The sequence below is a fragment of the Actinosynnema sp. ALI-1.44 genome (genome assembly GCF_001984155.1).
Lineage (GTDB): Bacteria > Actinomycetota > Actinomycetes > Mycobacteriales > Pseudonocardiaceae > Kibdelosporangium.
Genome location: NZ_MTQO01000054.1, coordinates 1,194,654 through 1,215,522 on the forward strand (window position 1 = coordinate 1,194,654; position 20,869 = coordinate 1,215,522).

A 20,869-nucleotide genomic window follows, 5' to 3' on the forward strand; every position below is an offset into this window, starting at 1 on the left:
TCTTACCTTCTTGGAAGGACCCGTCATGCTTTCCTGGATACCGGCTGCCCTCAAACACCCCGAGCTACCCGATGTGCTGGTTGCTCACGGAATCGTGCGGACGGGCCTGACGAATGGGTGGCTCGGGGACTACCTGCGCGACCCCGGCGGCGCGCTGCTCAGGCTGCTGGATCACCTGCGGAACTGGGCGATCACCTGGGGGCCGTTTGTCGGCCCGGTGCTCGCGGTCGGCATCACGGGCTTCGTGATCGGCCGGCGCTGGTGGGCACGGCGCTGCCACGCGAGGCTTCTCGCCAACGCCCGCCAGGTCACCGTGCTCGCCCCGCCCACCGTGGATCCCGCGGGCGGCGCGGCCTTGTGGTCCAACCTCGTCGGATTGCTGCGCCCGGCCTGGCGCCGGTGGTTCACCGGCCAGCCCCATGTGGCGTGCGAGTACGTGTTCTCCGAGGCCGGAGTCGCGATCCGGCTGTGGGTACCCGGTGTGATCCCACCCGGACTGGTCGAACGCGCCATCGAGGCCGCCTGGCCCGGCGCACACACCCGCGTCGGCACCGCCGACCCGCCCCTGCCACCTCCAGGTGAGGCGCAGCGGCGGCTGGTCGTCGGTGGCGAGCTGCGCCTCGCCCGGTCCGAGGCGCTGCCGATCCGCACCGACTTCGACGCCGACCCGATCCGTGCCCTGATCGGCGCCCCGGTCGGGCTCGGCCGCGACGAGTACGCCTGCGTGCAGATCCTGGCCCGACCGGTCACCGGCCGTCGCATCGCGAAGGCGCGCCGCTCGGCGCGGAGAGTGCACACGGGCGGCTCCACCCGCGTTGTCGGGCGCCTGCTCGACATGGTCACGCCCGGCGTGAAGAGCAGCTCCGCCCGACGCACCACGAAGGCCGGCGCCCTGCACACCGATCCGCAGACCTCGCTGGAGTACGCGGCGCAGAACCGCGCCATCGTCGCCAAGCAACGCGGCTCGCAGTACGAGACGGTCATCCGCTACGCCGTCGCCACCCTCCTGCCCACCGACGCGGTCGAGATCGAGGTCCGCCAAGCGCGGGACGTCGCCCGCGGCCGGGCACACGCACTCGCGGCGAGCTTCGCCTCCTACACCGAGCACAACCACTACACCCGCCACCGCGTCCGCCACCCAGGCCCGGTGCTGGCCGACCGTCGCCTTGGGAAAGGCGATCTGCTGTCGGTGGGCGAACTGGCCGCTCTCGCGCACTTGCCGACGGACGAGGCGATCCCTGGCGTACAGCGCGCCGGAGCCCGTGCCATCGCGCCGCCACCGGGCATCGCCACCCCGGGACCGCAGGCCAAACCGATCGGGGTCACCGACACCGGACACGAACGCCCTGTGGCGTTGCGCGTCCCGGACGCGCGCCACCATTTGCACGTCATCGGCGCGACCGGCTCCGGCAAGTCGACGTTGCTGGGCAACATGATCCTGGCTGATGCGGAGGCCGGGCGCGGCATCGTGCTGATCGACCCCAAGGGCGACCTCGTCACCGACGTGCTCTCGCGACTGCCGAAATCAGCCGGCGACCGCGTGGTGATCTTCGACGCCGACTCGAAAGCCCGGCCGCCGTGCCTGAACCCGTTGGATGGCGGGGAAACCGACCTGACTGTGGACAACCTCGTCTCGGTATTCCGGCGGGTGTACTCCGCGTTCTGGGGTCCGCGCACCGACGACGTGATGCGCGCCGCCTGCCTGACCCTGCGCACCCAGGAAGGCGTCGCCACCCTCGCAGACCTGCCCAAGCTGCTGGCCGATCCCGCCTTTCGCTCACGGGTCACGGCCGGGGTCACCGACCCAGTGCTGCGCGGGTTCTGGACCTGGTACGAGGAACTCACCGACTCATCCCGCAGCCAGGTGATCAGCCCGCTGATGAACAAGCTGCGGGCCTTCCTGCTGCGGCCCTTCGTGCGCGACGCCATCGCGGGCGGCCATTCCACCGTGGACATGGCGGAGGTGCTTGACGGCGGGATCTGCCTGGTGCGCATCCCCAAAGGCTCGCTCGGCGAGGAAACCACCCGGCTGGTCGGGTCGCTGGTGGTCGCACGGACCTGGCAGGCCACCACCGCCCGCGCCCGCACACCGCAACGCCAACGCCGGGACGCCTCGATGGTGATCGACGAGTGTCACAATTTCCTCAATCTGCCGTACCCGATCGAGGACATGCTGGCCGAGGCGCGGGGCTTCCGGGTCGCGATGACCCTGGCACATCAGCACCTCGGGCAGCTTCCCCGAGAGTTGCGGGAAGGCATGTCCACCAACGCCCGCAGCAAGATCTTCTTCAACGCAAGCCCGGAGGACTCGCGCGAGCTATCCCGCCACACCGCGCCCCGGCTCTCCGATCACGACCTGGCCCACCTCGGTGTGTACCACGCTGCTGTCCGGCTGGTGCTGAACGGCGAAGAGGCGCAGCCGTTCACCATGCTCACCCGCCCCCTCCCACGCGCGATCCCCGGCCGCGCACGGGAAATCCGCGGCATTGCCCGACGTGCCTTGCGTCACCGCGCTCCCGGCAGCGGCGGTCTCGCGTCCGGTCCGCAGGCCCCGACCCGGCCTCCGCAGCACCCCTCCGCCTCGGCGTCGGCGCAGCCACACCCGGCCAACGGCGACCACCGAGGCACGCCCGGCGTCCGGGCACGGAGCGCAGACCCCCGCCGCCAGCACCCCTGAACCGCCACGGCCGCACCGCGGAACGGACAAGAACCCCTTCCGCAAGCACTGGCGAAGTGTAGGTATGTCAAGTCTGCGGTATTCCTGAGGCGAAGACGAGGACGGCGATGGAGTCAGCTCAGGACAGTCCAGTTTGGTTCCAACTGCGCACCGGCAACCGACCGGACATCTGCAACACGAGCATGGTGGACAGTCCAGCGGCAACGAGTCCCAAGATCCACAGAACCGCAAGACCGACGCGAGGAAAGCCTGCCACGCCATCCTGAGCAAATACATACCCAGTCGTCCAGGCGAGCGCCAGCACACTCGCACCGACAAAGGTCAGGAGCAACGGTAATGTCGATCCCAGAAAGTGCGGACGCCGTCTTTGTCGCTCGCCCAACCAGTGCTCCCACCGCAGTCCTCCCGGCACTCGACCACTCAGATCTTCCTTGATGTACTTTGCCACCCGCAAGGTGCCGAAATGATGAGCTACGAGACGCCCGCACAGTAGGTATGAACTGAACGGAACTATGAGCAAAAGAGCCGTCATGCCAGCCCGCGAGATGGCGAACCCGAATACGGCAGCGGCAAGGGTCAGTTGGAGTGAGAGCATGTGTTGTTGCGATTTGACTCGTTCTTGAATCTCGTCGCGGAGTGCTGAGAACTCGGCCAGAGGGCCCTCGTGCCCTTTAGTGCCCATCTCGGGAAGTGTTGACATGACAGCAAGGATACGGGCCCGACACGTCCTCTCCCTCCAACCAATTCGAGTGTGCACTATTTCGGTGTTTCCAAGATTATCTATCTGGCGGTCGGTTGGTTCGGGTGGCGGCGGTCAGGTCGGCAGCGAGGTAGTCAGTCCAGCTGGCTTGGGCGAACTTGGCCCAAGCGTGAGCTGTTCCGGGGTGGATGCCGAACAGGTCGGCGATCACGATCGGCGGCAACTCGCCGACGGCCTCGATCATCGCGGTGTTGCGGGCGATGTGCCCGACGACAACGACCAGGTCCACAGTGGATTCACCCAACTTAGCGACAACTCGCCCTGTCCGCTTGACCAGCAAAGATGGCAGTCACAGCGATCTGCCGAATGCTGCATCCAATGCAATTACGCCTATTTACAATTCCGGAGGCTCCCGCATGATCACCAATCCGACGAAGCAACGCACCCTGCGCGGGCACAAGGCAACCCGCCCGACCCCGCGCGCAGCGAACAACGCCGACCACCAGGCGGTACTGGCGGGCCGATTGACCCCACGCGACCGGTGGCTCATCCGGATGCTGCACGAACACCGCGTCCTCACCGCCAACCAGATCACCGCACTCGCATTCCCCTCCTTCCGGTCGGGCCGGATGCGACTGCGGGAGCTGTTCCAGTGGGGCGTGGTCGACCGGTTCCAGCCGTTCATCACCTCCGGCACCGCGCCGATGCACTACGTCCTCGCGCCCGCCGGGGCCGCGGTGCTGGCTGCCGAGGACGGCCTGGACGTCAAAGACCTCGGTTACCGACACGACCGCGCCTTCGGCATCGCCCACTCGTTACGGCTCGCGCACACCGTCGGCGTGAACGAATGGTTCACCGCCCTAATCGACCACGCCCGCCACACCGACACAGACGAACAGTCAGCGTTGACCGCGTGGTGGTCGGAAGCCCGCTGCGCTCGCCACTTCGGTGACCTGATCAAACCCGACGCCTACGGCCGCTGGACCACCAGCGGCGGGGAGATCGAGTTCTTCCTCGAATACGACTTCGGCACCGAGGTCCTGGCCAAGCTCGCCGGGAAACTGGCCGGCTACGCCGCACTCGCCGAGGCCACCGGGATCACGACTCCGCTACTCGTGTGGCTGCCAACCTCGCGGCGCGAGGCCATCGCCCGCCGGCTGCTGCACCGGGCCTGGCGCGAGCTCGACAACCCGCGCTCGGTTCCGGTCGCCACCGCCGCGGCCGAGCTGCTCGATCCCGAGACCGCGCACCCGAGTCCCGCCGACGAGGTCTGGCTGGCCCTGGACACCGCTGGAGGCGGCGTGAGCGCACGGCGGGAGCTGCACCGGTTGCTCGACGCCTGGCCGCACGTCTCGCCGCCCAGCACCGACGCGGGCAGCGAATCGGCGGTCGGGGCAGACCCGGCGCTGCCGCTGACGGCTCCCGCGCCCCCGCCCATGCCGCCGAGGCCGATCTCACGCGGGCCGAGCACTGGCAGGCGGTGAACCTTCAATGATTCTGAAAGTCGGTGCCATCGTGCTTGCCGCCATCCTGCTCATCCCGACGTTGATCGGCGGCGGAGTATCCGGCGCGATCTCAGCCATATTCGGAAGCAGCAGCAACCTGGACTGCGCCCTCACCACCGACACGTCCATCGCCGGCTATAGGAAAGAACAACTCGCCAATGCCACCACGATCGTCGCTGTCGGCAGGCACATGAACGTGCCCGAGCACGGGTTGGTAGTGGCTCTCGCCGCCGCGATGCAAGAGTCCACACTGAACAACCTCGATCACGGAGACCGGGACAGTCTCGGGCTTTTCCAGCAACGCCCTAGTCAAGGTTGGGGCACTCCCGCGCAGATCATGAACCCCACCTACGCCGCCACCAAGTTCTACCAACACCTGCTCGCCGTACCAGGCTGGCAGAGCATGACCGTCAACGACGCCGCACAAGCGGTCCAGCGCTCCGGAACCCCCAACGCCTACGCCAAACACGAGAACGCAGCACGCGCCATCCTCGCCGCGGTCCACGGCGCGCACTGCACCCCCAGCGAGACCACAGTCGTGGGTACCGGCGACTGCAATGCGATCCAAGCCCCGAACCGCGCGGCGTTCACCGCGATCAACTATGCCTGTGGGCAACGAGGATTGCCCTACGTGTGGGGCGGAGACGGACCCCAGGAAGGCGGCTTCGACTGCTCCGGCCTCACCAATGCCGCCTACAATGCAGCCGGAATCACCCTGCCCCGCACCGCCCACACCCAATTCCACGCCGGACCACGCGTACCCACCGGACAACCATTGCTGCCCGGCGACCTTGTCTTCTACGGCAACCCCACTACCAAGATCCGCCATGTGGGGCTCTACATCGGAGGCGGGCTGATGATCGACGCACCGGACCGAGGTCAGGTAGTGAAAATCGAGCCATACCGGTACAAGGGAGATGACTATGCGGGCGCTACACGTCCCGCCGGTTCTTTTGCGGCGGCGTAACGGAGTCCACGTCGCCAACACCAGAACCGATCATAGCGGAGAACGGTCGGCCGTCGCTGCCGATGAGCAGGATGCGCTGGGTGAACAACGGGGGCGTGGTGGCGTCGAGTGCAACAATGTTGTGGTAGCTGGCCAGTTCGAAGAGCGCGTGGGTCACCTCGCGGATGGTGGTGCGATCCGGGTCGGACTCGACCGACAGGCCCTCGACCCGGATCTCCAGCACGCGTTGCTGCGGCAGCACCGTAATCACGGTGCGCACGTGCGCCGGAACACCTCCGTCGTCGCGCAACTCTGCGATGTCTTCGGCCAGCCTGACGGCCGCAGCCTCCAGGGTGTAGCCAAGGCCGACTCCGGCACGTGCGCCCCACAACACAAGACAATTCACGGTGGACTCAATTGGCACCATGGGGAGATTCCTTCAGTCGCATGGGCATGATCGGAAGGTGATTTCCTGCGATTTGGGTTTCATCGTCGAAGGACGTTGACGCGCTCGCCGCCGAGCAGCGGCTTGTCTTCGGGACCGGCGAGGTGCGGGTCGATCCGGATCGGGCGGTGGTCGTTTCGGCTGGGGTAGTACTGGTTGCGCCAGTGTCCGCGCACGATCCACCGGTGCCGGTACTCGCGTGTGCCCTTGCCGAAGTCGTCGTCGGGGCGGTCGGAGGGCTCGGTGCGGGCACGTCGCAGGTCGATGTAGCACACGGTGGGATCGAGAGCCGGGTCGAGGCGTTCGATCCGACGTCGGGCGGCGCGCGGCGCGGTCATCGGTTCCGAACGCACCAAGGTCTGCCCCATCAGCAGCCAAGTGGCGAGGATGGTGCGCTGCAAGGCGATCCTGGCGTCGGTGTCGGCGGAGGACTCGGCTTCGGAGACGCCGTCCGGCCAACCCTCCATCTCGGTGAACTCCATCGGTGTGAGCGCGCACCACTCGTACCCGTGTGGCGGGACGAACGACGGCGGCACCGGGGCGCGTTCGAGGTTCGACAGGAACGTGGCGAGAACATGGTCGGCGACCTGGTTGGCGGTCTCCTCGCTGTCCGAGGGTTTGTTCTCTGGCGTCGGTTCGGGCAAGTCGCGTGTCGCGGCCATTCTCGCTCGCTTCAGCACTTCGTCACGAGGTGCCTGCGCGAGTGTGCGTCCAATGCGGATGATGCCTTGCTGCGAGGGAGAAGTGGTCGCCCAGGTGTGCACCCACAGGCCGCCCCGCCCCGGTCCCCACGAGACGACCGAGACCGCGTTGTGGCGTGCGGCGGCCGTTCCTTCCACGGGTGGGTGCTCGTAGACCATGATCCCGATTTGCGCGGGCAGGTCCTCGGGGTGCAGCCGGTAGTCGGTCAGCGTGTCGGCGGCGTGTCGGGCGAGGTCGGTCAATGTCGGCGGAGACGTAGAACAACTCCGCCGCCGGAAGCTGGACCGCCAGCGTCCCGGCGATGGTGGCTCCCACGTCGTCGGCACGGTCGAACACCCGTGATTCGGTGGCACCGTCAGGACTCGGTCCCAGGAAGAAGCGAACCAATTGCTCGCTCCGTCGGTTCCGGGATCACGTGCCCAATTGGTCATGCGTGCGCGGATCTCGGGTACGTCTCGCGCTGTCGCGGCGATCATGAAACCTTCCTTGATCGGGCGCTGGAACCACCGTCAAAGTTCCAAAGGTTTGTTCCGCGGGCTTCTTGTTCCTTCTCAGCGCCGACGAGTCGAGGATTTGCGAGAGGTCGGAGAGGCCGCGTCCTAACGGTTTCCGCCTAGCCGGATCCGTTGCGCGGCAGTAGTTACCCGCTACAACGGACCCGGCTTGTGGAACCCCATGCGTCAGGCACGGAAGTGGTGGGACTACTTCCCTTGGCGAGCGCGGATCTCCGTTCGCAGGTCGCCCAATGTGCGTCCGTCGGAGGCCCGCCGAAACGCGTTCCAGCCGTTCTGGTGGTTGCCACCCAGCGCGGTGGTGGCACCGCATGGGTTGGCGTACACCCGCCCGTCGGCGAGGATGAGGGTGCCGTCGACCCTGATGCGGGCGGTGTGCCGGACACCGAGGTTGCGGCGGTTCCAGACCAGCTCCTCGCCCGCCGTGACCAGTCCGGCGTCCAGTAGCTCGGCGATGCCTCCGCGCGCCCACTTGATCAGCGGCGGTGACGTCGACGGCGGCGGGGTCTCCGACCAGATGGCGGCCTCGGTGGTTTCGCAGTGCAGGCCCATCACGGCGGCTGCCGTCGGCGCGACAAGACTCGGCCAGCCGTTGTCGACCCCGCGCCACTGGCCAACCAGTTGCCAACGTCCCCGGTGCGCCAACAGCATCTCGACATCGGTGGCATGGTCGCGGGGCAACGGGTACGTTGGGATCGGCCGGGTGGGTCAGGCGCACCACGAGATCGCCGTCGTACAGGCTGCCGGCCGGGGGCTGTCTGGCTACCCAGTTGCCCGCGAACAACGCCACCTCGCCCACGCGGTCGGGGTCGGCGTCGCTAATGATGTCGACCGCCGTCACGAGCATCGCCCACACATCGTCAGCGCATCGCATCGGCGGCGGGTTGAACGCCGGGGCGAGGATCATCGTGTCCGGCGGCAATCCTTCCCACGAACGCATTGCGGCCTCGTCGTGTGGCTGTGACGCCCAGGCGGTCGCGGTGGTGTCATCGGGCGGGGGTACCGGTCGCGGCGCGTCCACGGCCGCGTTGGGGGCCAGTTCGGGCGGTTCGTGAATGTCGCGGTCGGTCGTCATTGTCTATGCGTCCCTTCGGTTTCCGGGTGTGGTTGGCCGGGTGGCCGACGTATATGGACGCTTCGTGATCCCGTGGTTGTCAACGGGCATGTGTGCCGTGGGCGCGAAGTGGACCCGTGTGGCGCAACGATTACCCTGTCCGCACTACTATCCACACGAGACAGATGTCTAGTTTGTCGAACCCGCTTGACTTCATGTGCCGAAGGAAGCGTCCATAGTCGTGTAGCCCGAACACACCGGCAGCGCACCGGGGGCCACACCCGCTCCGGCCGGGGCATGACCACCCATCACTGATCACGAACGTGAATCGAGGGATGTCATGTCCAGCAAGACCCGCACCCGTAAAACCCGCACCACCGCCAGCGCGACCGCAACTGCCCCGACGTTGCGGCCGGTTCCCGAGCAGACCGTCGCCGCGAAGGTCCGCACGGATACCGAAGACAAGCTGTGGGAGGCGTTGTACGCCAACCCGAACAGCACCGCCGCTGACCTATCCGTGGCGGCGAAGATAGGGAAGTCGACCGCACAGAAGATCCTCGTCAAGTGGGCGAACGACGGCAGCGTCACGCGCACCGCCGGAATCGCCCAGGGTGGTCGGCGCGCCGCCGACCTGTGGGCGATCACCGAAGTCGACACTGCCCAGACCGACCCGGCTCCGGTGGACACCGCTGCGGCGGCAGAGGACGCCGACACGACGGACGCTGAACCGGAGGTTCCCGCCGTCGTTCCGGTCGTCACGGACGCGCCTGCCACCGACGACGTCACGGACGGCGCGGGTGACCCCGTCGAGCCGACAGACACCACACCGACCGACACCGCAGCCGAGGACGCGCAGGACCCGGTCGAGTCCGAAACGACCGGCCTCGTGACGGCGGATCCTGTCGTTGCAGAGGTGAGCGAGCCCGCCATCGACGGCGCGGCGACCGACGTCGACAAGGCGACGGAGGATGGTGCGGACGTGACGAGCGAGAGGAAAGCACGGTTGGCACCCGGTGGATTGCGCGGGATGGTGGAGGACTACCTACGCGACCACCCCGGCCAGGAGTTCGGTCCCACCGCGATCGCGAACGCGTTGGGCGGGAAGTCGTCGGGCGCGGTGAGCAACGCGCTGGACAAGCTGGTCGAGGTCGGCGTGGCGGCGAAGACGCAGGACAAGCCGAGGCGTTTCGCGCTTGCCCTGTCCGAGCAGGAGGCTGCCCCCGCGCCGACGAAGTAGCACCCCCGACGATATGGCGGATGTAGTTGTGTCCCAACGGAATCCCCGTTGAGACACAACCACATTCGCGTCCGTCCGCTATCCGGTCGGCAGATTTCCGGGATGCGGGGACGGCGCGTGTGCCTGATTGGCCAGATGCGCCCACCAGGAACTGGTGTCCTGGACCGACACGGCCACCCCCAAGTACGGCCAGCACCCGCAGTACGTACACCTCGATGAACGAGATCTGGTTGCGCACAACCTCGTGTGTTGCCGCGAAGTCGCCTGCGTCCAGCGCGTCGCTGAATGCTTGGTCGGCGGCGCGGTTGTCGCGGTCGGCCTCGCACAACGCCGTTAGGACGGCATCGGTCGCGACGGTGTGTCCGGCGTCAGCGGCCCAGGCGGCAGCGGCCTCGGCGATCGCGGTCATCGCCCTGGTATCGGCCACCGCCGCCCGGCCCGCGCTGTCGGGCGGGGCGTTGAGCACCGTGATCCACCGGTGCCTGCCGGGGCTGTCGGCCAACAGCAGCGCGGTGTCGCTGTCGTCGACCACCGCGATCAGCACGGGCGCGGCGGCGGCGTCGACCAGTGCGGCGGCCAAGCCGGGTATGTCCGGGAAGTCTCCATGCACGGCGACGAGCTGCCAGTCGTCGTCATGGCGGCCGACGAGCTCCGCCTCGTGCGGGGCCAGCAGATCCATGTCGAGCAGCGAGTTCGGGGTGCGGGCGAGGATGAGCAAGCCAGTGAAACCCATGATCGGACCCCTGTCGTTCGGGTGGTCAGCGCGGTGGCCACGGGTGCGGTTGGTGGGTGCGGTGGGCGGTGACGGCCTGCGCGGCGACGTCGGCAGCGGACTCCAGCAGCTCGCGGGCGTGGTCAGGGTTGTTGCCCTCGGCGTAGCGGTCGGCGTCGAGTACGAACCGCAGCGCGGTCACCACGCGCTCGTGGGCGAACGGCCGCGTCGGCAGGCAGCACGTGTAGGCCACGAGCTGGGCCGGGCCGTAGCAAGCTGTGCAGGATCTCGCGGATCGCTGGTGCGGCGAGGTCGGCCAGAGGCCACCGCCGGCCCAAAGCACGTACTCCGCGGCGCCGGCCACGGCAAGGCCGATCTCGCCGCGGTACGCGAGGTAGGCCGGTGGAACCGGCGGCAAGGTGGCTCTGATCGGGATCGGCAGGCGCCGGAAAACGGTCCATGTGAACGTCGCGGTCTTCGGCGTGGTGTCACCGAAGGGGGCAGCACGGCGTCCGGACCGGATGCGAGCCCGGCACCGCCGTCGGGGCGGTTGAGGTCAGGGCGGAACCACGGACCGCCGCGTGCTGACACCCGCACCTGCCCGTCGGCGAAGGCGTAGGCGTACCAGCCGCCGCTGGTGGTGGCCAGCCAGGGCCAGCCCGCCTCCCCAACTGGGCCGGGTGCAGCGACGAAACCGACCTCGACGGCTCGCTGGCGAGTCAGCAGCGCGGCGACGGCCGCCTCGTAGGTGCCCAGCGCGGCAGCGGAGAGTACCTCGGTCGTGTCGGCGTCGCCCGCCGCGCCGAGCCGGGCCAGTTCGGCCGGGCCGCCGATGTCGGCCAGCGAGCCCAGCAGCGAGCGTTCGGTCCGGTGCCGACGTAGAAGTCGGCGTGATCACAGGTCATGTGTTGGTTACCTCCGGGCGGGCAGCGCGGGCCGAGGTCAGCCGGGCTTCACCCAGGCGCACCGTGCTGGATCCCACGTCGCCTCGGTGTAGAGGCGGTTGAGGTCGGGAAGCACAGGGCCGAGCATCCAGCCGAGTTGCTCGCAGTCGACATGTTGACTGAACTAACTCGCCTGTTCGGGCAGGTCATCGGGCCTGTTCAGACGGGCGTTGCTAGCTTGCCCACGTGATCTTGGAACGGGATGTCGCACGTCTGGTGGTGCCGGCGGTGGGCAAGCTGGTCGGTCCGTTGGACGGCGGGTCGGAGCCGTATGAACTGGTGGATGCGACGGGCGCGGTGGTGGCGCCCGTGAGTGCGTTCTTCCGCGAGTTGACGGCGTCGGGCCGTCCGATGACGACGCTTCGGTCGTATGGGATGGATTTGCTGCGGTGGTGGAGATTCCTGGCGGCGGTCGACGTACCGTGGGATCGCGCGAGCCGGATCGAGGCACGGGATTTCAGTTGCTGGATCCAAATCACGGCCAAGCCACGCCGCGGTTCGACCGCCTCCGCGGGATCCGTGAATCCGGTGACAGGCAAGCCCGCCCCTGGCGTGGGGTATGCACGGTCGACGATCGTTCACAGCGAGACGGTCCTTCGCAGTTTCTACGATTTCCATCTCGAGACCGGCTACGGACCGGTCATCAACCCGTTTCCGTTGGATCGGTCGCGACGAACCGAGCGAGCCAATGCCCACCACAACCCCATGGACCAGTTCCGTCGAAATCAAGTGGGCCGGTACCGGCCACGGGTTCCACAGCGGACGCCGCGAGGGATCCCTGATGATCGATTCGACGAGATCTTCGCAAGGTTGCCCTCGGATCGGGATCGGGCGTTGGTGGCGTTCTGGATCTCCAGCGGGGTCCGCGCGTCGGAGTTGCTCGGCGTCCGGGTCAGAGACGCCGACCCTGGTCGGCAAGTGATCACGGTGGTGCGCAAAGGAAATCGGTCCGTCCAAGAGGTTCCGGCCTCACCGGACGCGTTCGTCTACTTGCGGATCTATCAAGAACAGATGCGTGGCCTGGTGCCGCCGGGGCGGACGCAGCCGTTGTGGTGGACACTGCGGCGACCGTACCGGCCGTTGACCTACCACGCGGCGCATCGCATGTTCGAGCGGGTTAACGCATCGCTGGGCGTGAACTGGACACTGCACGCCCTTCGGCACACCGCAGCCCAACGGATGGCCGCCGATCCTGAACTGCCGTTGACCCACGTCCAAGCCGTGTTGGGCCACGCCTCGCTGACCACGACCGAGCGGTACCTGATCCCCGGAAGGGACGCGGTAGTGGAGCAAGTGCTTGCCCACTACGCGCGGCAAGCAGCCCGGCGCACCCGGCCGACGCCTGCACCACCGCCCGGCCCAACTTACGACCCGCGATCTCTGGAGACCCTGTGGGGAAGGCCAGGTAGCGTATGACAAGCATCGCGGCTGACGACGACCGGCTGCCGCTTGAGACGCAGACCGACGGCACCTTCGACGAAAACGTCGTCGGCGAGGGCGCAGCGTACGTGCAGATGCTGCGCCGGAGGTTCCCGCCCCGGCCAGCCGCGACGACCTGGGTACGGACCACCTGGTCGCGGGAGGAAATCCTGAACCTTCTGGCGTCGCCGGCGTTTCGCACGCCCAACCGGATCACGCAGCGCGCCCGGTTGCTCGGAGCGCGGCGGCTGCTGGACTGGCTGGCCACCCACCCCGGCGACACGTGGCAGCAGCGCTGGCTGGCCAGCGGTCAGGACGACCTGTCCGGGAGTGACTGGGCACGGCTGCCCGCTGACTGGCTCGCCGCCCAAGGCGACGACGGCGCGGCCAACCTCGGCGTGCTGGCGTCCGGGATGAGGATGCTGGTGTGCGCCGAGGCGATCCGCCCGACCGCGGCATGGGTGATCACGCGACGCTCCTCTCATCTGACCGCAGGCATGGCCCAGTACCGCGACCCCGCAGGATTCGCCGCGTTAGACCAAGTCATCGCCACCGACCCGGCAATCAGCAGGGACAACGCCAACCTCGCGAAATCCAGGGTCTCGTTCATCCTGGCCACCAAAGGAGGCCGGATCGCCGACATCACCGTCGGCGACTGCGTGGAGCTCTACGACGTCGACACCAGCCCCGGCACGCAACGCGTGAAGCGCTACGGCCGGACCTTGTACTACACCCTGCTGCACCGGATGGGCGTGTTCAGCGCACACGCACCGTCCACACTGGATGAACTGTTCTGCGGCCGACGGCGAGGTCAGCTCTCCGTCCGCGAACTGGTCGACCGGCACAACCTGCAATGCACTCCCATTCGGGACCTCATCGTGGATTATCTGACCGAGCGCCGACCCGCGATCGACTACGCCACGTTGACCAACCACGCGCACATGCTGGCCGGGCTGTTCTGGGGCGACCTGGAACGCCACCACCCCGGCATCGCGTCTCTCCACCTGCCGCCCGAGGTCGCCGCAGCCTGGAAGACTCGTCTGCGGACCGGCACGCGGGAGGCTGGCGGCTCGGCTGCCGACACGTCGAAGAGCATTGGGCGACATAAGGTTGGGCGTGTATTGCTCGCCGTGCGCGCGTTCTATCTCGACATCGCGCAATGGGCGCTGGAAGAGCCCGTACGCTGGGGGCCATGGGCCGCGCCGTGCCCGATCAAGGCGGTCGAGGCCCGTGTGCCAAGAAGGAGCAGCAGGCCACCAAAGCCCGCATGGATCAGCGCACCCGTGAGCGGCTACCCGTTCTGCCCGTCCTGCAGCGCATCGCGGCCGAACGGCGGAAATCGATGGCCGCCCTGCTGGAGGGGGCCCGGAACGCGCCGCCCGGTCAAGCGTTCGAGTGCGGCGACGACGTTTTCCGCAGGCCCGCACCGGGCACGGACAAGCAGCACGCCATGGTGTGGGCCGAACACGCCGCCACCGGCCTCCGCCGGAACCTCACGCGAGAAGAGCGGGATTCCTTCTGGGCGTGGGCCGCGATTGAGGTGCTATCTCGGACTGGGATTCGGGTCGAGGAGCTCCTGGAGCTCACCCATCAGGCCATCACGTCCTATCGGCTTCCCTCTACCGGAGAACTTGTTCCCCTGCTGCAGATCGTGCCGTCCAAGACCGACTCCGAACGTCTCCTTCTCGTTGACCCCGAGTTGGCCGATGTGCTCAGCACGATCATCTGCCGTATCCGTATGCCCGACGGCACTGTTCCCCTCGTGCCCGCCTACGATTCCTACGAGCTGACCTGGACGCCGCCGATGGGGCTGCTGTTCCAGCGAACCGTTGCCGGCCAGAACCGAGCGTTCACCGCCGCCGGCATCCGCGAGGTCATCAAGCAAACACTCGAAGCGACCGGGCTTACCGATGCCACAGGCGACCCTCTTCACTTCACGCCACATGACTTCCGGAGAATCTTCGTGACCGACGCGATCATCAACGGCCTGCCGCCACATATCGCGCAAGTAATCTGCGGCCATAAGAAGATCGACACCACAATGGGATACAAAGCGACCTACCCCACCGAGGCGATCGAGGCGCACCGCGCCTTCATTGCCCGACGGCGAGCAGCACGGCCAAGCGAAGAATACCGCACACCCACCGACGAAGAATGGGATGCGTTCTTGGCGCAGTTCGAAAAGCGTAAAGTCTCCGTCGGAACTTGCGCCCGCGCCTTTAACACTCCCTGTATTCACGAACACGCGTGCGTCAGGTGCAGCCTTCTTCGGCCTGACCCAGCTCAACGCCACCGCCTGATCGAGATCCGCGATAACCTCGAGGCCAGAATTATCGAGGCCAAACGTGAAGGATGGCTGGGCGAAGTCGAAGGACTGCGAGTCAGCCTGGCCGGAGCCAAGGACAAGATCACCCAAATCGACCAGACGCTCGCACACCAAGCCGAGGCGGTCGAACTCGGCATGCCGCAGTTCGCCGACCTTGCTGGCCGATCGATCACCACCGCGAGGACACAGACCTGATGTCGCGAACCAAGATTGCGATCGACAAGGACAGCTATGGACTCGCTCTCATGGTCGATTACCGTGCCAGCGGCGGAGATGTTGTCGCGAGCGCGTCGCGCTCCTTTCGCCGACCTGGGTGTCCGGGACGACGTGGAGAAGCAGCTCGAACTGCACCAACCCACCTTCAACCTGGCGAACGCACTCTCCTGGTAGGCGTCCGCATTCTGCGTCACACCGCCGCCCTGACCTCCCTCGCCCAACTCGCGAGTCTGGCGTTCAGGCACTCCTTGCCAGACCGCCCACGCGCACCAGACCCCGATGGCATCATCTGACAGGTGACAAAGCGGCGACGGTGGGTGACGGCCAGCGGCGTGCTGGGCGTGGCGGTACTCGTCGGGGTGGCGGGGTACCTCGCCTCCGTCGGGCTGGAGAAGGCGGACAAGCTCGCCAGCGTGATCGGCGCGCTCGCCGGCCTGGCGGCGCTCGGCGTCTCACTGCGCGGCGGGCTGAGTCGAACATCCCAGGTGCCCGACCCGCCACCAGTCGGAGCCGGTCCGCACGCCGCCGCGCTGCACGGCCTGGCGTTGGCCATCCAACGGCAGTGGCGGGCCGAGAGCGACCTGCGCAGGGTCAGCGACCCGTGGCCGCTGCCGGTGCGCTGGGTGAACACCCGGCGCCCGGTGGCCGACCACTGGGACGCCGTACGCGGGAAGCCCGGCCGGACGGAAGCCCTGGATCTCGCCGGCACCCTGGAGGAGATCACCGAGGTCTATGCACGGGTGCCGTCGAAACGGCTGGTGCTACTCGGCGAGAGCGGCGCGGGCAAGACGGTGCTGCTCATGTGGCTGGTCCTGGGTCTGCTCGACCGCCGCGCCCCCTGCGACCCGGTGCCGGTCATCTTCCCCGTGTCATCCTGGGATCCGTCCGTGCCGCTGGAGACGTGGCTGGTAAGCAAACTGGAGGAGGAGTACCCCGGCCTCGCCGCCCCGACGCCGCAGGGCACCACGCCGGCACGCGAGCTTGTCGACGCCGACCTGGTGCTGCCGGTCCTCGACGGCCTCGACGAACTCCCTGACGGCCTGCGGAAAGACGCCCTGCGCGGCATCAACGCCACCCTGTCCCGGCTGACCGGGGTCGTGGTGAGCTGCCGCGGCGACGAGTACGAGACCGCGGTCAGGTCCGGTGACGTCCTCTCCCGAGCAGCGGTGGTGGAACTGTGCCCACTGACTGTGGCGGAGATCCAGGAGTACCTCCGGGTCACCACACCACCGCACCGGACCGAGGCGTGGCACCCGGTGTTCGATGCGATGGCGGAAGACCCGGACGGCCCGGTTCCACAGGCCCTGAGCACGCCGCTGATGACGTGGCTGGCACGCGTCGGCTACAGCGACTCCGACAAGGGCCCGGCGGAACTGCTGGCGGAGCCCACACGCGAACAGGTGGAGGGCCGCCTGCTCGACCGCTACCTCCCCACGGTCTACACCGGCACGAGGTGGCGGGCGGACGCCGCCCACCGCTGGCTGCACTCGTTTGCCGTGCAGCTCGACCGGCTCGGCACCCGCGACCTCGCCTGGTGGCAGCTAGCACGAACCGTTCCCGGCCTCCGGTACGCCATGGGCATCTCCGCCGTGCTCCTCTACCTGGCCATGATCCTTGCGCTGCACGCCTTCGTGTACCGCTCGACCACCGGCATCGGGGACGGACTGCTGATCGCACTCGAGGTCGGTGTCGTGGCCGTCCTGCTGGGGTCGAGCAAGTACACACGGCCACCGGCGCGCATCGCCATCCGCACCTCGGACCAGGGCCGAGACGCCTCGAAGAAGTTCCTCCGCTGGCTCTGGTACGGCATCTGGACCGGCCTGCTGCACGGGATGCTGGGTGCCCTGCTGTACCTGTTCATTAAGGACTACGGGGTCTCTTACGGTGTAGCGCTCGCACTCGTCGCGGGGCCGCTGATGGCCTTGGAGAGCACCGCGACCTACGGCGTGCGGATCGGTCTCATGGACGGAGTCGTCGCCGCCGTCGTGTACGGGCTCGTCGGGGCGAACGTCGGCACGCTGTGGCTCGGCCTCGCGTCCGCGCTCACGGCCGGGCTACTGCACGGGTTCGTGGCAGGCATCGTCTTCAGCCTCATCTTCGGGCTCGGGGTGCCGGAGGACCCGGCGACGTCGCGGGACCCGCACACGGTCCTCAGCGTCGACCGCGGCTCGACCATCGCCCTCGCCGTCGCGCTGGGCCTGGTGCTGTGGATCCTCATCGGCCTGGCGTTCGCGCCGCAGAACGGGTGGGCGAGCGGGGTAGTGTGGGGATTCCAGATCGGGTTCTCGGCGACCGCGCTGCTGTTCCTCTCGGCCTCCTCCTGGTGGCGCTTCACGGTGGCGCGGGTAGTCCTGGCACTGTCCGGCCGCGCTCCGCTGCGTCTGATGGCGTTCATGGATGACGCGCATCGCCGCGGCGTGCTGCGACAGTTCGGCGGCGTCTACCAGTTCCGCCACAGCAGACTGCAGGACCGCCTGCTCGCAGATGGGGGCAGCTCACTGGTTCGGTGAACTGCGGACGGGCCTTCGGAAAAGCCGACCGTATGGCGTCCGACGCCCTGGTCCTTAGTCTGCGACGCCCGTTGGGCGTCGACGCGCGCCGTGTAGATGGAGACCTCCTGCGCCACCCGGTCGGAATCCCACGAGCACGCCCCGCCACCACCAGGTCCCTCACCGGCTGCGCGGCAGTCCTTCCGACAGCGAACATCCGCCATTGCCGCTGGGAGCGCGTTCTGTCGGCGGCAAGGCAGCGCTCGATGTCGGCGCTCCCCCCGGGCTTTAGTTCAGAGAAGAGCTGACCGGGCCACCACCCGGTCCAGACGTCCCGTCCGCAGTCGTGGTCGAGGTCGCACATCAGCCGCTGCAGCCCGGTCACCACGCAGCGAGCGATGTCACACCCACCGTCGTACTCGTCGTATTCGTGTGGCTCGCCGCCGACGGCGACGGCGCAGTCCGGGCAGTTCGGCTCGAAGTCCAGGACGCGGAACTGTTTGCCCTGGGCGTCTTCGTGGTGTTGTCGTTCATTGCGCCCTCTGCGTGTGTCGGGTTCATCGGACTCGTCCGAGAAGTTCGTTCCACGCTGTGGCCTCGTGTACCGCGTTCATCCGGATCGACTTCCACGCCGGGTTCGTCTCGGCGCGCGCGATCTCGGTGACCAGCGAGGACCCTTGGGTCATCACCTCGGCGATCCGCAGGTGCATCGATGCGGAGTCCATGGCCCGGCGGTACTCGTCCGGGTCAGAGGCGTAGAGGTGCTGTGCGTTGGCGAACTCGTCCCGGGCGGCGGCGCAGTGCTCGGCGGCGGACATGGTCTGGCGCGCGGTGGGTGTTTCGGTTGGCACGGCTTCCGGCATCGTGAACTCCTGTGTTGCTTCGTAGGGGGCCTTGTGTGGTCTTTACTGCGACACTCGCTGTGGGACACGTAGCCACGCGCGCCCGGTCGTGATCCACACCCGACCGTGGGCGAACGTGAACACCCAGTCCGTGTCGCGGCTGTCCGGCCACAACCACGGCCAGCCGCCGTCCGGCTGGTAGCCGTGCCCGTGGTCCTCGTCGGCCCAGACGTCGAGCAGGTCGGCTACGGCGTCGCTGTAGGTGAGCGGGTCGGTCGCGGCCAGCAGCAGCCGTCCACATGCGACGCCGCGCACCGTGGCGGGGTCGGCGTCGCCCTGGAGTGAGCCGAGCCAGACAGCGCGTGGTCCGCGCCCGTCGTAGAAGTCGGCGGTGGTGGTCACCGGTCACTCCTGCGGCAGGCGGGTCGCGTCGCGGAGCCGCTGTTCGGCCTCGTAGCTGTCGCGGGTGGTGAGGATGGTGGTCAGCACGATGACGGCGGCACTTTCGGAGACCGGGTTGACGGGTTGGCCGTCGAGGGTGAGGGGAAGGCCGAGGGCGGTGACGATGTGCCAGTCGGACTGGCGGACGCGGTCGGCGCAGTAGTAGCTGCCGACGAGTTTTCCGTTGCGGGTGACGGTGCCGTACAAGGTTTGTTGTGCGTCGGCGGGGTCGGCGACGATCGCGGTCACCTCGCAGCCGTTTTCCGTGAAGCGACGGATGACGGTCTCGGGAACGTCGTAGGGTGTCATGGTGATCTCCTGTGAGGTGGCGTTTCTATATCCGGCTCGGAAGGTCGAAGTAGCATTCGTCGTCGCAGTCCTGACCACCTTTGTCTGCCAGGAAAGGGCATTCGTCGCGGTGGGCTTTGGTGAAGGTGACGCCCCCGTCGGGGTGCTCGAAGATGTGCAGCGTTCCGCCGTTGTCGGTCGCCCACGTGATGTCGTTCGGGTCGATGCGGCATTCGGCCTTGTAGCCGCTGCTGGTGGCCAGCAACGCGCTCACCGCGCGGTAGAGGTGGGGTGACAAGGTCACGGTGGGTGGCGGTGCGGCGAGAATCTCGGCGGCGCGGTGCAGCAGCCGCTCGGCGAGCGGACCAAGTACGGCGGCGGCGTCGATGTCCACGCTCGGGGGGTGTCGTACCACCAGTTGTTGAGGTCGTCGGCGGCGAGGCTGGCCCAGTCCCGTCTGGTCGGTGAGCATCTCAGCGACGGCACCGCTGTGGTTGAGGTAGACGCCGCGCTCGAGGCGGGCGCGGACGATGCGCCCGGCGATCTCGACGACACGGGTGTAGTGGTAGCGGGTCGAGGTGGCTCCGGTGTCCTGGTCGCGTTCGATGATTGAGGCGGTCATGGCGGTCTCCGTCGTGTCGGTGGGATCGTTCGGGGTTCAGTGGGTGGCGAGTGCGGTGCGTAGTTCGGACAGCGGGCTGCCGTCGCGGGCACGTCGCCAGAGGTGCCAGCCGTTGACGGTGTAGCCCGCGAGGCTGGTGGCCAGCGCGGTGACGGTGGAGACGGCGAACTCGTGCGGTCCGCCGTCGTGCAGGACTCCGCCCTCCCGGACGGTGGCGGTGTGCCCTTTCCACACCAGTTGCTCGCCCACCTCGACGAGTCCGGCCTCGATCAGCGCGGCGAGGGCATCCGGTGTGCGAGGCGCCGGCGAGGCCGCGGACTCGCCGGCGAGTCCGGCTGAGAGGAGTCCTGGGGGCACTCGTGCGGCCAGCGCGTCCCGATCGCCTGCCACGTGCGGACTGTGGACCACTCGCCCTGGGTGGCCGCGACGACCTCGACGTCGGCGACGGCGGGGTCGTCATCGGCGGGCGCGTGAAGGCGCACCACGACGTCCCCGGTGTGCAGGGCGGCGGGCGGTGGTGCGGGCAGCCACACCCCCGCCAGCAGGTCGGTGGTGTCGGTGAGCGCGGGGTCGGGGGCAGGCGCGTCCCCGGTGAGCCGAACCGGGGCTCCGGCGGCGTCGGTGGTGCGTACTGCCACCACGACCAGCCCCCACGCCGCGGCGGGCGGACGCAACGGCACGGTGGGAGGCGGTGCCGGGGCGACCAGCACAGACTCGGCCGGAAGCGCGTCACGGGCGTCGTTGGTCGGCGTGGTGGTGTGGTGGGCGTTGCTGGTCACGACGTGACCTCCT

General features: G+C 67.9%; 21 protein-coding genes. 8 read left to right on the top strand and 13 right to left on the bottom strand.

Annotated elements, in window-relative coordinates; genetic code table 11:
* Positions 1–25 precede the first annotated feature (25 nt).
* Entirely contained in the window at positions 26–2,677 is a 2,652-nt protein-coding gene (locus ALI144C_RS52320) for a helicase HerA domain-containing protein (protein ID WP_076994693.1), read from the top strand.
* A gap of 118 nt (positions 2,678–2,795) precedes the next feature.
* Here the strand turns inward: ALI144C_RS52320 and ALI144C_RS55115 are convergent, their stop codons facing one another.
* Together ALI144C_RS55115 and ALI144C_RS52325 are read right to left on the bottom strand one after the other, a co-directional pair.
* Positions 2,796–3,377 (bottom strand): hypothetical protein, encoded by a 582-nt coding sequence (locus ALI144C_RS55115; RefSeq protein WP_143231438.1) that lies wholly within the window; start codon positions 3,375–3,377, stop codon positions 2,796–2,798.
* Positions 3,378–3,453: 76 nt separating this feature from the next.
* Positions 3,454–3,666, bottom strand: coding sequence for a hypothetical protein (locus ALI144C_RS52325; protein WP_076994694.1), 213 nt, complete (start codon positions 3,664–3,666; stop codon positions 3,454–3,456).
* A gap of 127 nt (positions 3,667–3,793) precedes the next feature.
* Here ALI144C_RS52325 and ALI144C_RS52330 point away from each other — a divergent pair, with 127 nt between their 5' ends.
* Together ALI144C_RS52330 and ALI144C_RS52335 are read left to right on the top strand one after the other, a co-directional pair.
* Positions 3,794–4,861 carry a replication-relaxation family protein gene (locus tag ALI144C_RS52330; RefSeq protein WP_076994695.1) on the top strand — a complete coding sequence of 356 codons (1,068 nt, stop codon included), beginning with the start codon at positions 3,794–3,796 and terminating at the stop codon, positions 4,859–4,861.
* A 7-nt stretch (positions 4,862–4,868) separates the two neighbouring features.
* On the top strand, positions 4,869–5,849 hold the full coding sequence (locus tag ALI144C_RS52335) for a C40 family peptidase (RefSeq protein ID WP_076994696.1): 981 nt from the start codon (positions 4,869–4,871) through the stop codon (positions 5,847–5,849).
* Here ALI144C_RS52335 and ALI144C_RS52340 read toward each other — a convergent pair.
* The 3 genes from ALI144C_RS52340 to ALI144C_RS58255 all read right to left on the bottom strand — a co-directional run bounded on the left by ALI144C_RS52340 (position 5,815) and on the right by ALI144C_RS58255 (position 8,168).
* Positions 5,815–6,255 (bottom strand): hypothetical protein, encoded by a 441-nt coding sequence (locus ALI144C_RS52340; protein WP_076994697.1) that lies wholly within the window; start codon positions 6,253–6,255, stop codon positions 5,815–5,817. The two genes, ALI144C_RS52335 and ALI144C_RS52340, sit on opposite strands and share 35 nt — an antisense overlap.
* Positions 6,256–6,314: 59 nt before the next feature.
* Positions 6,315–7,217, bottom strand: a complete 903-nt coding sequence (locus ALI144C_RS52345) for a hypothetical protein (RefSeq protein WP_076994698.1) — start codon at positions 7,215–7,217, stop codon at positions 6,315–6,317.
* Between the two features lie 459 nt (positions 7,218–7,676).
* Positions 7,677–8,168, bottom strand: a complete 492-nt coding sequence (locus tag ALI144C_RS58255; protein WP_237774723.1) for a hypothetical protein — start codon at positions 8,166–8,168, stop codon at positions 7,677–7,679.
* 713 nt (positions 8,169–8,881) lie between these two features.
* Here ALI144C_RS58255 and ALI144C_RS52355 point away from each other — a divergent pair.
* Entirely contained in the window at positions 8,882–9,778 is an 897-nt protein-coding gene (locus tag ALI144C_RS52355) for a MarR family transcriptional regulator (RefSeq protein ID WP_076994699.1), read from the top strand.
* Between the two features lie 758 nt (positions 9,779–10,536).
* Here ALI144C_RS52355 and ALI144C_RS52365 read toward each other — a convergent pair.
* Positions 10,537–10,908 carry a hypothetical protein gene (locus ALI144C_RS52365; protein WP_076994700.1) on the bottom strand — a complete coding sequence of 124 codons (372 nt, stop codon included), beginning with the start codon at positions 10,906–10,908 and terminating at the stop codon, positions 10,537–10,539.
* Positions 10,909–12,244: 1,336 nt separating this feature from the next.
* On the opposite strand from ALI144C_RS52365, the gene ALI144C_RS58260 reads away from it, so the two are divergent.
* Complete coding sequence (locus tag ALI144C_RS58260; protein WP_237774724.1) at positions 12,245–12,850, top strand: tyrosine-type recombinase/integrase; 606 nt, start codon at positions 12,245–12,247, stop codon at positions 12,848–12,850.
* Between the two features lie 313 nt (positions 12,851–13,163).
* On the opposite strand, the gene ALI144C_RS56200 is transcribed toward ALI144C_RS58260, so the two are convergent.
* Complete coding sequence (locus ALI144C_RS56200) at positions 13,164–13,322, bottom strand: hypothetical protein (RefSeq protein WP_168211561.1); 159 nt, start codon at positions 13,320–13,322, stop codon at positions 13,164–13,166.
* 723 nt (positions 13,323–14,045) lie between these two features.
* On the opposite strand from ALI144C_RS56200, the gene ALI144C_RS52375 reads away from it, so the two are divergent.
* The 3 genes from ALI144C_RS52375 to ALI144C_RS52380 all read left to right on the top strand — a co-directional run bounded on the left by ALI144C_RS52375 (position 14,046) and on the right by ALI144C_RS52380 (position 17,905).
* Positions 14,046–15,374: a tyrosine-type recombinase/integrase gene (locus ALI144C_RS52375; RefSeq protein WP_168211562.1), complete on the top strand. Its 1,329-nt coding sequence runs from the start codon at positions 14,046–14,048 to the stop codon at positions 15,372–15,374.
* A 63-nt stretch (positions 15,375–15,437) separates the two neighbouring features.
* Positions 15,438–15,569: a hypothetical protein gene (locus tag ALI144C_RS58600; RefSeq protein ID WP_269086750.1), complete on the top strand. Its 132-nt coding sequence runs from the start codon at positions 15,438–15,440 to the stop codon at positions 15,567–15,569.
* 122 nt (positions 15,570–15,691) lie between these two features.
* On the top strand, positions 15,692–17,905 hold the full coding sequence (locus tag ALI144C_RS52380) for an NACHT domain-containing protein (protein ID WP_143231440.1): 2,214 nt from the start codon (positions 15,692–15,694) through the stop codon (positions 17,903–17,905).
* 536 nt (positions 17,906–18,441) lie between these two features.
* Here ALI144C_RS52380 and ALI144C_RS52390 read toward each other — a convergent pair.
* From ALI144C_RS52390 to ALI144C_RS52415, 6 genes are read right to left on the bottom strand one after another with little or no spacing between them, the layout of a single operon-like run.
* The gene (locus ALI144C_RS52390) at positions 18,442–18,747 is read right to left on the bottom strand and encodes a hypothetical protein (RefSeq protein WP_076994704.1); all 306 of its coding nucleotides are present in this window, start codon (positions 18,745–18,747) and stop codon (positions 18,442–18,444) included.
* Between the two features lie 42 nt (positions 18,748–18,789).
* On the bottom strand, positions 18,790–19,128 hold the full coding sequence (locus tag ALI144C_RS52395; RefSeq protein ID WP_076994705.1) for a hypothetical protein: 339 nt from the start codon (positions 19,126–19,128) through the stop codon (positions 18,790–18,792).
* Positions 19,129–19,131: 3 nt separating this feature from the next.
* Positions 19,132–19,476 (bottom strand): hypothetical protein, encoded by a 345-nt coding sequence (locus tag ALI144C_RS52400; protein WP_076994706.1) that lies wholly within the window; start codon positions 19,474–19,476, stop codon positions 19,132–19,134.
* Positions 19,477–19,501: 25 nt separating this feature from the next.
* Positions 19,502–20,077, bottom strand: coding sequence for a hypothetical protein (locus ALI144C_RS52405; RefSeq protein ID WP_237774725.1), 576 nt, complete (start codon positions 20,075–20,077; stop codon positions 19,502–19,504).
* Positions 20,078–20,113: 36 nt separating this feature from the next.
* The gene (locus tag ALI144C_RS58265) at positions 20,114–20,326 is read right to left on the bottom strand and encodes a hypothetical protein (protein ID WP_076994707.1); all 213 of its coding nucleotides are present in this window, start codon (positions 20,324–20,326) and stop codon (positions 20,114–20,116) included.
* A gap of 20 nt (positions 20,327–20,346) precedes the next feature.
* Positions 20,347–20,856, bottom strand: a complete 510-nt coding sequence (locus tag ALI144C_RS52415; RefSeq protein ID WP_076994708.1) for a hypothetical protein — start codon at positions 20,854–20,856, stop codon at positions 20,347–20,349.
* Between the last annotated feature and the right edge of the window lie 13 nt (positions 20,857–20,869).

Coding starts and splice junctions, on each gene's coding strand:
- ALI144C_RS55115 (WP_143231438.1), bottom strand. CDS start 3,377: ATGTCAACACTTCCCGAGATGGGCACTAAAGGGCACGAGGGCCCTCTG.
- ALI144C_RS52405 (WP_237774725.1), bottom strand. CDS start 20,077: ATGACCGCCTCAATCATCGAACGCGACCAGGACACCGGAGCCACCTCG.
- ALI144C_RS52375 (WP_168211562.1), top strand. CDS start 14,046: ATGGGCCGCGCCGTGCCCGATCAAGGCGGTCGAGGCCCGTGTGCCAAG.
- ALI144C_RS52320 (WP_076994693.1), top strand. CDS start 26: ATGCTTTCCTGGATACCGGCTGCCCTCAAACACCCCGAGCTACCCGAT.
- ALI144C_RS52355 (WP_076994699.1), top strand. CDS start 8,882: ATGTCCAGCAAGACCCGCACCCGTAAAACCCGCACCACCGCCAGCGCG.
- ALI144C_RS52400 (WP_076994706.1), bottom strand. CDS start 19,476: ATGACACCCTACGACGTTCCCGAGACCGTCATCCGTCGCTTCACGGAA.
- ALI144C_RS52340 (WP_076994697.1), bottom strand. CDS start 6,255: ATGGTGCCAATTGAGTCCACCGTGAATTGTCTTGTGTTGTGGGGCGCA.
- ALI144C_RS52390 (WP_076994704.1), bottom strand. CDS start 18,747: ATGCCGGAAGCCGTGCCAACCGAAACACCCACCGCGCGCCAGACCATG.
- ALI144C_RS52330 (WP_076994695.1), top strand. CDS start 3,794: ATGATCACCAATCCGACGAAGCAACGCACCCTGCGCGGGCACAAGGCA.
- ALI144C_RS52335 (WP_076994696.1), top strand. CDS start 4,869: ATGATTCTGAAAGTCGGTGCCATCGTGCTTGCCGCCATCCTGCTCATC.